Raw genomic sequence first — 12,337 nt, 5'->3', positions numbered from 1 at the left:
CAGCTCACGAAGGTTCGAGATGTCTGCTGCCGAGTCTGTCTTCCCGCAGCTCGAAGCTCTGCTCCCGCACGTGCAGAAGCCGATTCAGTACGTCGGTGGAGAGCTGAACTCCACGGTCAAGCCGTGGGAGTCCGCCGACGTCCGCTGGGCGCTGATGTACCCGGACGCGTACGAGGTCGGCCTGCCCAACCAGGGCGTCATGATCCTCTACGAGGTGCTGAACGAGCGCGAGGGCGTCCTCGCCGAGCGCACCTACAGCGTGTGGCCGGACCTCGAGGAGCTGATGCGCGAGCACAAGGTGCCGCAGTTCACGGTCGACAGCCACCGCCCGGTCGGTGCCTTCGACGTGTTCGGCCTGTCCTTCTCCACGGAGCTGGGCTACACCAACATGCTCACCGCCCTCGACCTGGCGGGCATCCCGCTGGAGTCGAAGGACCGCACCGTCGACCACCCGATCGTGCTCGCCGGCGGCCACGCCGCCTTCAACCCCGAGCCGATCGCGGACTTCATCGACGCGGCGATCATCGGCGACGGCGAGCAGGCCGTCCTGGACATGACCGAGATCATCCGCCAGTGGAAGGCCGAGGGGCGTCCGGGCGGCCGCGAGGAGGTCCTCCTCCGCCTCGCGAAGACCGGCTCGGTCTACATCCCGGCGTTCTACGACGTCGAGTACCTGCCGGACGGCCGCATCGGCCGCGTCGTCCCCAACCGCTCGGGCGTGCCGTGGCGCGTGTCCAAGCACACCGTCATGGACCTCGACGAGTGGCCGTACCCCAAGCAGCCCCTCGTCCCGCTCGCGGAGACCGTCCACGAGCGCATGTCCGTCGAGATCTTCCGCGGCTGCACCCGCGGCTGCCGCTTCTGCCAGGCCGGCATGATCACGCGCCCCGTGCGGGAGCGAAGCATCACCGGCATCGGCGAGATGGTGGACCGCGGCCTGAAGGCCACCGGCTTCGAGGAGGTCGGCCTCCTCTCGCTCTCCTCCGCGGACCACTCGGAGATCGGCGACATCGCCAAGGGCCTCGCGGACCGCTACACCGAGGACAAGGTGGGCCTGTCCCTCCCCTCGACCCGCGTGGACGCCTTCAACGTCGACCTCGCCAACGAGCTGACCCGGAACGGGCGCCGCTCCGGCCTCACCTTCGCCCCCGAGGGCGGCTCCGAGCGCATGCGCAAGGTCATCAACAAGATGGTCTCGGAAGAGGACCTCATCCGTACCGTCTCGACGGCCTACGGCAACGGCTGGCGCCAGGTGAAGCTGTACTTCATGTGCGGCCTGCCGACGGAGACCGACGAGGACGTCCTCCAGATCGCCGACATGGCGATGAACGTGATCGCCGAGGGCCGCAAGGTCTCCGGCCAGAACGACATCCGCTGCACCGTCTCCATCGGCGGCTTCGTGCCCAAGCCGCACACCCCCTTCCAGTGGGCCCCGCAGCTGTCGGCCGAGGAGACGGACGCGCGCCTGCTGAAGCTCCGCGACAAGATCCGCGGCGACAAGAAGTACGGCCGCTCGATCGGCTTCCGCTACCACGACGGCAAGCCCGGCATCGTCGAGGGCCTGCTCTCCCGCGGCGACCGCCGCATCGGCGCGGTCATCCGCGCGGTCTACGAGGACGGCGGCCGCTTCGACGGCTGGCGCGAGCACTTCTCGTACGACCGCTGGATGGAGTGCGCGGAGAAGACCCTCCCCGCGTACGGCGTGGACGTCGCCTGGTACACCACCCGCGAGCGCTCCTACGAGGAGGTCCTGCCCTGGGACCACCTGGACTCCGGTCTCGACAAGGACTGGCTCTGGGAGGACTGGCAGGACGCCCTCGACGAGACCGAGGTCGAGGACTGCCGCTGGACCCCGTGCTTCGACTGCGGCGTCTGCCCGCAGATGGACACCCACATCCAGATCGGCCCCACCGGCAAGAAGCTCCTGCCGCTGACCGTGGTCAAGTAGTCCCGCACACGAAAGGGGCGCCCGGACGGATCTCCGTCCGGGCGCCCCTTCGTGTGGGCGGGGTCGTCAGCCGGCGACGTGCTCCTGGCGGGTGGTGGCCGCCTCGGCGGCTTCCGGGGTGGGGGCCGGGGTGCGGTCGGCCACCGGGGTCACCGGCGGGGTGAGGGTCTCCTGGCCCAGGAAGACCGCGCGGACCACGCGCTCGGCGGCGTGGCCGTCGTCCCACATGCAGAAGCGCTCGCGGAAGGCGCGGCGGAGGGCGGCGGCCGGCTCGGCGGCCCAGGCGCCGCTGCGGAAGGCCTCGATCAGCTCGTCCTCGGTGGTGGCGATCACGCCGGGGGTGTCGCCGGGCTCGCCGGAGAGCAGGTCGAAGGTCACACCGCGGCAGGTCCGGTACATCTCCCAGTCGTCGGCGTAGGTGACGATCGGCCGGTCGAGGTTGGCGTAGTCGAACATGATCGACGAGTAGTCCGTGATCAGGGCGTCCGACGCCAGGCACAGCTCCTCCACCGAGGGGTGGCGGGAGACGTCGATCAGCGCGCCGCGCTCGGCGAGCGCGCTCAGCTCGCGGTCGGCGCCGTAGAAGTAGTGGGCGCGGACCAGGAGGACGTGGTCGGGGCCGAGCTCGCGGGCGAAGCGGGCCAGGTCCAGACGGGAGACGAAGGCGTCCTTCTGGTGGTCGCGGACGGTCGGCGCGTACAGGATCGCCGTCTTGCCGGGCGCGATGCCGAGCGCGCCGCGGATCCGGCGGACGTCCTCGGCGGTGGCCCGGTAGTAGACGTCGTTGCGCGGGTAGCCGGCGTTGAGGGTGCGGAAGGGGGCCGGGTAGACCCGCTCCCACTGCTCGGTGGAGTGCTGGTTGGAGGAGACGCTCCAGTCCCAGCGGTCGACCCGCTCCATGAGCTTGTCGAAGTCCATGCTCTTGGCGACGGCCGGGTAGTACTGCTGGTCCAGGCCCATCCGCTTCAGCGGGGTGCCGTGGTGGGTCTGGAGGTGGACCTGGCCGGGGCGCTTCACCACGGAGTCCGGGAAGTTCACGTTGTTGACCAGGTACTTCGCCCGGGCCATGGCCTTCCAGTAGCCGAAGGTGGCGGGGGCGACCCGGCTGATCCCGGCGGGCAGCTTGCCGGCGTGCGCCTGGTTGACCACCCAGACGCCGCGCAGGTTCGGCGCCAGCTTCTTGGCGGCGTCGTGGATGGCGAGCGGGTTGCAGCCCGGGGTGCGGCCCCAGTAGGCGGAGTAGACGGCGAGGTTCTCGTCGACGGGGAGCCGGCGCTGCACCGCGTAGTACGTCTTCAGCGCCTTGCGGCCGCCCCAGCGCTTGGACCGGCCCAGCGCGCGGAAGGCGGTCTCGCGGGTGCCGTTGGCCGCCTTGAGCGACTCGAAGGCGGCGTACGAGCCGGTCCGCAGCACCTTGAACTTGAGGCCGGCGATGCCGGGGGGCGGGGTGAAGCCCTTGGGCTCGTTCCTGCGGTAGGCCCTGCCGGCCTGCTGGACGTAGGCGCGGCGGTGGCTGCGCGGTATGCGGAAGCCGCGGGCGAGGGTGTAGAGGAAGTGGCTGACCATCCGCTCGAAGACGATCGTGCGGTAGGCGTCGAGCCCGGGCCGGCCTTCGAGGTAGTCGAAGACCCGCTGGTACTGGTCGAAGATCACGAAGTGCTTGCGGGGCGAGCTGCTCCGCATGGAGCTGCCCTGGCGGCGCTGGCGGTACTCGACGACGACGTACTCCAGGCCGGCGACGCGCTGGGCGGCGGCCATGGTCGTGTAGACCATCAGCGCGTCCTCGTAGAGGCCGTCGGTGAAGCGGAAGCCGTCGCCGGTGAAGCCGCCGGTGGTGAAGAAGTCGCGGCGGTAGACGCGGTTCCAGACGACGGCGAAGATCCGCAGCAGCTCCAGGTGGTCGGCGGGGCGGACGACCTGGTCGCCGATGGAGGCGATGTGCTTGCCGGACTTGCTGGCCTCGACGGTGCCGTCCACGTGGGTGCGGACGTAGTCGAAGAGGAGGATCTCGGGGTCGGCGGTCTCGGCGAGCCGCTCGGCTATGGCCTGGAGCGAGCCGGGGCGTATGGAGTCGTCGCCGTCGAGGAAGAGCAGGTAGTCGCCGCGGGCGTGGGCTATGCCGGTGTTGCGGGCGGCGCCGATGCCGCCGTTCTGCTCGCGGTGCACGGCGCGGACCCGCGGGTCGCGGGCGGCGAACTCGTCGACGATGGCGCCGCTGCTGTCCTGGGAGCAGTCGTCGACGGCGATGATCTCGAAGTCCGGGTAGCTCTGCGAGGTGATCGATTCGAGGCATTCGCGTATGTAGCCCTCGACCCCGTAGACAGGGATGATCACGCTGAAACGGGGGGTAGCTGCAGACGGCATGCCGTGTGTCTCTCCTCTGTCGGACCGCTCAAGCGCAGTATGACAGGAGTACTCGAACGTCTCTCCGGGCGCGGGCGGCCGTCCGGGCCCGGAAGCGGGTGAACGGCGTGTTCCCGGCGGGTGAGGCGGCGGCCAACTGGGTTCGAACGGCCGAGGAGCCCATCGTCTATTCTGAAGAGCTGCGGCGGTGCTGCGCTCCGGCGCCGGGGCGGACGGGCCGGCAGGCGGGTCTCTCCCGGTCAGGGGAGAACCCCCATCGGTCCGCTGAAAACCGATAGCACGCCCCGTCACCCCCTCAGACGCTCGAGCCTGTCGAGCGGGTCTGAACCGGAAAGGAACGCAGAACTACATGGCTCCCAGGCTCAGCGTCATCGTCCCGATATACAACGTGGCGTACTACCTGCCCGCCTGCCTGAACTCGCTCGCCGTGCAGACCTTCCAGGACCTGGAAGTGATCATGGTGGACGACGGGTCGACCGACGAGTCCCACGAGATCGCGGCGGAGTTCGCGGCGAAGGACGACCGCTTCCGGCTCATCCGGAAGGAGAACGCCGGCCTGGGCGCCGCCCGTAACACCGGTCTGGACAGCCTGGCGCCGGAGGCCGAGTTCATCGCCTTCGTCGACAGCGACGACCTGATCCCGCCGGACGCCTACCGGCTGATGATCGAGACCCTCGACGAGACGGGCTCCTCCTTCGCCACGGGCAACGTGGAGCACATCAACTCCACCCGCATCTGGCAGTCGCCGATGCACCGCTTCCTCTCCCGGGGCGCGGTCAAGAAGACGCACGTCAGCCGGAAGCGCGCGCTGCTCACCGACCGCATCGCCTGCAACAAGGTCTTCCGCCGCGACTTCTGGGAGCAGCACGCGCTGCGCTTCCCCGAGGGCGTGCTGTACGAGGACACCCCGGTGATCGTCCCGGCGCAGTACCTCGCCGAGTCCGTCGACATCATCAGCGAGACCACGTACTACTGGCGTCTGCGCGAGGGCGAGGCCGCCCCGTCGATCACCCAGCGCCGCACCGAGCCGAAGGCCGCGCGCGACCGCGCCTCCGCGGTGGAGAGCGTCAGCCGCTTCCTCGCCCAGCGCACCGAGCCGGGCGCCGAGGCGCTCAAGCGCGAGTACGACAAGACCGTCCTCACCGGCGACCTGCGCATCTTCCTCAACGTGCTGCCCGACGGCGACGAGGAGTACCGCGCGGAGTTCATGGCCGCGGCCAACAAGTTCCTCGACCAGATCGACCTGAAGACGGTCAAGGAGCTGCCCACGGCGCTGCGCGTCAAGTGGCTGCTGGTCCGCAAGCACGCCCTGGCCGAGCTCCTGGCCTTCATCGAGGCCGAGCGGATCGGTGAGCCGGTCGAGCTCGACGGCTCCTTCCGCCGGTACGCGAAGTACCCGTTCCTGGAGTCCACCCAGCTGCCGAAGAAGGTCCTCCGGATGGACCAGGACCTGCAGCTGCGTTCGCCGCTGCGGGAGCTGGAGTGGCTGCCGGGCGGCAAGCTGCGGCTGGCCGGTCACGCCTGGATCGACCGGGTCGACCAGAGCGGCAAGCGGTCCGTGGTGAAGCTGCTCCAGCTGAAGAAGGACGGCACCCAGCGGCGGATGCTGATCCCGCTGAAGAACCTCCAGACCGAGGACGCCACCACGGCCGCCGGCTGGAAGAACCGCGGTCACAGCTTCGACTGGGCCGGCTGGGAGACCGAGATCGACCTGTCCCGCTTCCGCAAGGGCGGGCAGTGGCAGGAGGGTCTCTGGCACGTCGGCATGCGCGTGCTCTCCGGTGGTCTGGTGCGGTCCCGCTCGGTCCACTCGTACGGCTCCGACCACACCGCCTACCCGCAGCCGCACTGGCTCGACGAGACCCACCGGATCGTGCCGGAGCTGCGCCGCGCCGCGCTGAAGCTGCGCGTCGAGAAGGTGCCGTTCACGGTCACCGGCTTCGCGCCGGACGGGGACGCGATCGTCGTCGACGGTCTGCTGCGCGAGTCCGTCGCCCCGGGCGTCGAGGTCTCCCTGCGGATCATCAACCAGAGCAGCGGCGAGGCGTTCTTCGTGCCCGCCGAGATCGTGTCCGCCGCCGGCGAGCGCACCGAGCTGCGGATCCGCGTCCCGCTGAAGGACGTGGCCCTGCTGCCGGAGCACCTGGAGACCGCCGACACGGCGGGCGCCGACCCGGCCAAGAACATGCGCCGCAACTGGAGCACCCAGCTCCAGCTCCAGGAGGGCGAGGCGAAGCCGCGCCGTCACCGGGTCGTGGTCCAGGACGGTCTGGCCGACCTCCAGGTCCGGCTCACCGACGCCTTCGGCGAGGACGCCCCGCTGAACGAGGTGGCGGTGCTCTCCGGCACCAACGGCTACCTGAAGTTCGCCGGCCGCCCGCTGCGCGCCAAGATCACCGGGATCGCCACCACCGACGGCACCTTCCTGATCCGCGGCACCGCGCCGGTGGACCTGGCCGACTACCACCTGGTCGTCAGCGCCAAGAACCGCTTCGACGAGCGGACCGTGCCGCTGAGCGTGGGCGCGGACGGCACCTTCGAGGCGACCTTCCGCCCGTCCACGATGTCCGGCACCGGCGGCGGCCTGCCGCTGAAGGCCGGCCGCTGGGTCTTCCGCCTGGAGGCCGGGGACGACGCGCCGGCGCTGCCGCTCGTCGTCGACCGGCTCGCCGTCACCCAGTTCCCGCTGGAGAGCACGTACAACGGGCGCGAGAACCGCCTGGAGGTCCACTGGCAGGACCACCCGCAGCTCAACTGCCTGCCGGACCTGTCCCCGCTGGAGCGCGGCGACAACCGCCAGTACCAGCTGCGCCAGGAGGTGTACGAGAAGGGCCGCGAGCTGCCGCTGCGCGACTCGGTCCTGTACATCAGCTACAACGGCAAGCAGTACTCGGACAGCCCGCGCGCCATCCACGAGGAGCTGCTGCGCCGGGGTGCCGACGTCGAGCACCTGTGGCTGGTCCGCGACGGCCAGGTGGAGCTGCCCGACACGGTGCAGCCGGTCCGCTTCCAGGGCCGTGAGTGGTACGAGGCGCTGGCCCGTTCGCGGTACATCATCACCAATGCCCACCTGCCGCACTGGATCCGCCGCCGCGCGGGCCAGGTGATCGTGCAGACCTGGCACGGCACGATGCTGAAGAAGATCGGTCTGGACATCGACGCGCCGAAGTTCGACCCGAACTACCACGAGCGTCTGGTCAAGGAAGCCGAGAGCTGGAACATCCTGGTCTCGTCGAACCGCTTCTCCACCCCGATCCTGAAGCGGGCCATGGGCTACAACGGCCTGATCGCGGAGACGGGCTACCCGCGCAACGACTACCTGTACGCCGAGGACCGCGACGAGCGCGCGGCCGAGGTGAAGGCCAAGCTGGGCCTGCCCGCGGACAAGAAGGTCGTGCTGTACGCGCCGACCTGGCGCGACGACCTGTCGCACGCCCGCGGCCAGTTCAAGTTCGACCTGCGGGTGGACCTGGAGGACGCCCGCCGTCGCCTCGGTGACGACCACGTCTTCCTGATCCGCCGTCACTCGAACATCGTGGACAGCATCCCGGGCGCCGGGAACGGCTTCGTCTACGACGTCTCCGAGTACCCGGACATCGCGGACCTGTACCTGGCGGCCGACATCATGATCACGGACTACTCGTCGGTCATGTTCGACTACGCGCACCTGCGCCGCCCGATGCTGTTCTTCACGTACGACCTGGAGCACTACCGCGACCGTCTGCGGGGCTTCTACTTCGACTTCGAGAACGACGCGCCGGGCCCGCTGGTGGAGACCTCGGACGACCTGCTCACGGCGATCCGGGAGATCGACGAGGTCCAGGTCGCGTACCAGGAGAAGTACGACGAGTTCCACCACCAGTTCTGCGACCTGGACGACGGCCACGCGGCCGGCCGTGTCGCCGACCTGATGTTCAAGATCGCCGAGGAGGGCGCGCCGCTGTAGGCGGTGCCCCCCGGGCGCGCACGTGAAGGAGCCCCGGTCCGCGGAAGCGGGCCGGGGCTCCTTCGTGTCCGCCGGGGCGGTTACTTCTTGTCGATGATCTTCAGCGACAGCTGGCCGTTGCTGGAGAAGTACGGGCGCAGCTCGTGCCGGGCGCCGGCGACGGCGGTCGGCACCGACGCCAGGCGGTTGCGCCAGCCGCTCTTCGGCTTGGTCTCGACGGAGGCCGGGACCGGGGCGCCGGACGTCTTCACCACCGGGTACGGGAAGGTGAAGACGTCCATCGGGACGAGCACGTCGGTGGCGAGCTTGCAGACCCGGACGCGGGGGGAGTCCTGGTCGGGCAGCAGCCAGAGGTCCCAGACGTCCTCGGCGCCGGCCTGGTGCAGGCGGGCCGCGGCGGCGTTGTCCAGGGAGGCGGTGAACCGCCCGTCGGCACCGGCCTTCACCGGGAAGGTGAAGTTCTTGTCGGCCTCCTTGCGGTGGACGGCCTCGATCACGCTGCCCCGGCCGGGCTGGACGCCCCAGGCCTCGGCCTCGACGACGATCGCGCTGGCGCCGGCCTTGATGGCCGCGACCTCGACGTGCTGGGCGCGGACCCGGCTCTGCACCCGGAGGGTGCCGTCGGTGTGGGCGTACGGCAGCAGCAGGGAGAGCGCGGGGCCCTCGGTGCGGGGCAGCTTCAGCGACAGGATCTGGAGGGTGTCGCAGCCGGCCGAGCGGAGCGGCAGGTCGTAGCCGGCGGCGCGGATCTGGAGCTCCCAGTCGCCCTCGACGAGCTTGCCGAGCGCGGGGACCACCGCCTCGTCGCCGACGAAGGGGACGACGACCTCGTCGGCCTTCTTGCGGATGTCCTTGCAGACCAGCCGGGCGTCGCTGTCGGCGGGCAGCCCCTCGACGCGGACCCGGACGTCGCCCTGCGGGCTCACCACGGCGGCGGCCGTGCGGGGGATGGCCCGGCGGGCCCGCATGGTCTCGACGAGCTGCTCGAAGCGGGCGGCGGTCTCGGCCTCCTGGAAGCGGACCACGTTGGCCACCGCGGCGGCCGCCATCTTCCGGCGCAGGTCCTCGTCGGCGATCAGCTTCTCGATGTGCTCGGCGAGCGCTTCCTTGTCGCCGAGCGGGACGACGTAGCCGTCCTCGCCCTGCTTGATGATGTTGCGCGGGCCGTGCGGGGCGTCGTAGCAGACCGCCGGGAGGCCGGCCGCCATCGCCTCGACGGTGACGTTGCCGAACGCCTCCAGGTGGGAGGGGAGGACGAAGATGGACGCCTTGGCGAACTCCGGGGTGACCGGGGTGGCCGGGCCCATCAGGAAGATCTGGTTGTTGCTGTCGGTCTCGTCGATCTTCTTGCGCAGGTTGGCGCGCTCGGGGCCGGAGCCGTAGATCCGCAGGCTCCAGTCCGGGTGGCGGGGGGCCACGGTGGAGAACGCCTCGATGAGGTCGCCGAAGCCCTTGTGCGGCTTGAGCAGGCCGGCCGTGACGACGATCTTGTTGTCGCCGGTGGACATCTGGCCCTGGTGGGCCGGGATGCAGTTCGGCATGGGGGAGAGCAGGTGGCTCACGGCGGGGACGACCCCGGCGATGGTCCGGCACTCGTCCGGCGTCGGCGCGGTGATCGCGTCCATCTTCGGGTACGCGTCGCGGAAGAGGGCGTCGCGGATGTGGCTGCCGTACCGGGCGGGCCGCGAGTGCTCCATCGCGACCTTGAGGAAGTCGCGGTCGGAGTAGGCCAGCATGATGGTGATCTTGGGGTTGTTGCTGACCACGACGTCGGCGTCGGTGGTGGCCAGGTACTCCATCAGCCGCTTCTCGGCGAGCCGGCCGATCCACGGCTTCTTGTCCGTGGGCTCGTTCGGGTAGATGTGCGGGAAGACCTCGAGCTGCGGGTCGTCGCCGTCGTACGTGTGGGAGTGCTTCCGGTAGTCGGAGAGCGCCACGGTCTTGACCCGGGGGTCCAGCGGGAAGAACGCCTGGTCGCGGTTGCGGCGGAGGGCGACCAGCTCCACCTCGTGGTGCTCCACGAGCGCACCGGCCAGGTTGTGGATCGCGCTCACCACACCGCCGATGTGGCAGCGGTCCACCAGGAGGAAGGATATTTTCACGCCGGGCCTCGATGTCTGCGAAGAGGGGGGACCCCCGGGCGGGGGCTTGCTGCACGTGCGTCGAGCACGAGGTTGACGCACCTTAGGTTACGGGGCACCGGCCCGGAAGCGGGGCCGGTCCGTCCGCACCCTACGGCGAACGGGCGGTATCCGCCGCGTAACGCCTTGATCTCGGCCGGACGAACGGGAAACCCGCCGGCCGCCCCGGCACGTCGTCCTGGGCATGAACACGGAAAACCCGGGCTGCCTCACGGGAGTGGCGCGCGCCGTCGCCCTCGTCGTCGTCCTGCCCGTGCGGCTGGTCTGGGACGCGTTCGCCTGTTGCCTCCGGCAGCTCTGGCAGTGGATTCTCGCCCCGGTCTGCCGGGGTGTCGCCTGGCTGCTCCACCACCTCGTCGTCGTTCCCCTGGGGTGGCTGTGGGAACGGGTCCTCGCCCCGATCGGCCGAGCCCTCGGCCGGCTGCTCCACCACGTGCTCGTCGTCCCCCTCCGGTGGCTGTGGGAGTGGATCCTCGTCCCCGTCGGCAAGGCCCTGTGGTGGGTCGTCGACCTGCTCGTCGTCACCCCGCTCCGCCGGCTCTGGCGGTACGTGCTCGGCCCCGTCTGCCGCTTCGTCGGCGCGATCCTCGCCCGGGCCTGGCGGATCGCCGGCGAGGTCTCCCGGGCCGTCGGCCGGGCGATCCGCTGGGCGTTGTGGAACGCCGTCGGCCGCCCCCTCGCCTGGGTGTACCGCACGGTCCTCACCCCCGTCGGACACTGGCTGCGCACCTGGGTGTGGGAGCCCGTCGCCGCCGCCGGCCGCGCCGTCCGCGCCGCCGCCCGCGAGGCGCGCACCGCCCTCTTCGGCGGCCCCCGCTGACCGGCCCGTCCGCCACCCCGGCGGCCCGCCGGGGAACCCCAGGTGGGGCGGGCGCGTACTCTGGGTAGTAAAGGAACGTCCCCGGCGCGGCGCCCGCCCCCGAGATCTCCCCGCCCCCGGCGGGGGTGATCCGGGCAGGAGCCCACGGGACGCCCCAAGAGCTTCCGGGCGGAGCGCCACCCGCGCCCGCCCCGCACCGAGGAGAAGAACCACTGGGCAAGCGACAGCCCGAAGGCCCGCCGCCCGCACCGGCGGTGCAGCGCATCCGTCTGCGCTACACCAAGCGCGGCCGCCTCCGGTTCACCAGCCACCGCGACTTCCAGCGCGCCTTCGAGCGCGCCCTGCGCCGTGCCGAGGTGCCCATGGCGTACTCGGCCGGCTTCACCCCGCACCCCAAGGTGTCGTACGCCAACGCCGCCCCCACGGGTACGGGCTCCGAGGCCGAGTTCCTGGAGATCGCCCTCACCGAGCGCCGCGACCCGGAGACCCTGCGGGCCCTGCTCGACGAGTCCCTCCCGGCCGGCCTCGACATCACCGACGCCGTCGAGGCCCGCACCTCCGGCCTCGCCGACCGGCTCACCGCCTCCGTCTGGGAGCTCCGGCTCGACGGCGTCGCCGTCGACGACGCCCGCAAGGCCGCCGACGCCTTCCTCGCCGCGGAGACCGTGGAGGTGCAGCGCAAGACCAAGAACGGCATCCGTACCTTCGACACCCGCTCCGCCGTCGTCGAGCTCGTCGCGGACCGTCCCCAGGGCGATCCCCAGGGTGATAGGCCCGCCGACGATGCCTGTGCGATACTGCGGCTGGTCGTTCGGCACGTGACACCCGCCGTGCGACCCGACGACGTCCTGTCCGGTCTCCGAGCTGTGGCCGACCTGGCGCCGCCGGTCCCCGCAGCGGTGACCAGGCTGGCGCAGGGGCTCTTCGACGAGGAGTCCGGCACGGTGACCGACCCGCTCGCGCCCGACCGCGAGGCAGTCACGGCCGCAGCACCCACGGCCGCCGCGACCGCCCCGGCGACGGCGCCGGAGGCAGGCCCCGCGTAAGGGACGGAGTCGAGCGCAGCCCTGGCACTCGGGAGCCACCTGGGTCGGGCAGCGCACTGACCAGGAGACTTT

At 70.8% G+C, this 12,337-nt stretch carries 6 protein-coding genes; 4 read left to right on the top strand and 2 right to left on the bottom strand.

Going from position 1 to position 12,337, the window contains the following annotated elements:
• Positions 1 to 19 precede the first annotated feature (19 nt).
• Complete coding sequence (locus ABFY03_RS13130) at positions 20 to 1,948, top strand: TIGR03960 family B12-binding radical SAM protein (protein ID WP_346169963.1); 1,929 nt, start codon at positions 20 to 22, stop codon at positions 1,946 to 1,948.
• 66 nt (positions 1,949 to 2,014) lie between these two features.
• Here the strand turns inward: ABFY03_RS13130 and ABFY03_RS13125 are convergent, their stop codons facing one another.
• Positions 2,015 to 4,312 (bottom strand): bifunctional glycosyltransferase/CDP-glycerol:glycerophosphate glycerophosphotransferase, encoded by a 2,298-nt coding sequence (locus tag ABFY03_RS13125; RefSeq protein ID WP_346169962.1) that lies wholly within the window; start codon positions 4,310 to 4,312, stop codon positions 2,015 to 2,017.
• Positions 4,313 to 4,661: 349 nt separating this feature from the next.
• Between ABFY03_RS13125 and ABFY03_RS13120 the strand changes: the two genes are divergently transcribed.
• Positions 4,662 to 8,258, top strand: coding sequence for a bifunctional glycosyltransferase/CDP-glycerol:glycerophosphate glycerophosphotransferase (locus ABFY03_RS13120; protein WP_346169961.1), 3,597 nt, complete (start codon positions 4,662 to 4,664; stop codon positions 8,256 to 8,258).
• Positions 8,259 to 8,338: 80 nt separating this feature from the next.
• Here the strand turns inward: ABFY03_RS13120 and ABFY03_RS13115 are convergent, their stop codons facing one another.
• Positions 8,339 to 10,339, bottom strand: coding sequence for a glycosyltransferase (locus ABFY03_RS13115; protein WP_319013863.1), 2,001 nt, complete (start codon positions 10,337 to 10,339; stop codon positions 8,339 to 8,341).
• A 244-nt stretch (positions 10,340 to 10,583) separates the two neighbouring features.
• Here ABFY03_RS13115 and ABFY03_RS13110 point away from each other — a divergent pair, with 244 nt between their 5' ends.
• A complete protein-coding gene (locus ABFY03_RS13110; RefSeq protein WP_346169960.1) occupies positions 10,584 to 11,219 on the top strand; it encodes a hypothetical protein in 636 nt (211 codons plus the stop codon).
• 254 nt (positions 11,220 to 11,473) lie between these two features.
• Positions 11,474 to 12,265 carry a TIGR03936 family radical SAM-associated protein gene (locus ABFY03_RS13105; RefSeq protein ID WP_319013865.1) on the top strand — a complete coding sequence of 264 codons (792 nt, stop codon included), beginning with the start codon at positions 11,474 to 11,476 and terminating at the stop codon, positions 12,263 to 12,265.
• The last annotated feature ends 72 nt before the right edge of the window (positions 12,266 to 12,337 follow it).

Origin of the sequence: Streptomyces roseofulvus (genome assembly GCF_039534915.1) — a bacterium.
GTDB lineage: Bacteria > Actinomycetota > Actinomycetes > Streptomycetales > Streptomycetaceae > Streptomyces > Streptomyces roseofulvus.
Note: the sequence above shows the minus strand (reverse complement) of the source record. Positions and strands in the feature narration are given on the sequence as shown.

Coding starts and splice junctions, on each gene's coding strand:
- ABFY03_RS13130 (WP_346169963.1), top strand. CDS start 20: ATGTCTGCTGCCGAGTCTGTCTTCCCGCAGCTCGAAGCTCTGCTCCCG.
- ABFY03_RS13125 (WP_346169962.1), bottom strand. CDS start 4,312: ATGCCGTCTGCAGCTACCCCCCGTTTCAGCGTGATCATCCCTGTCTAC.
- ABFY03_RS13120 (WP_346169961.1), top strand. CDS start 4,662: ATGGCTCCCAGGCTCAGCGTCATCGTCCCGATATACAACGTGGCGTAC.
- ABFY03_RS13110 (WP_346169960.1), top strand. CDS start 10,584: ATGAACACGGAAAACCCGGGCTGCCTCACGGGAGTGGCGCGCGCCGTC.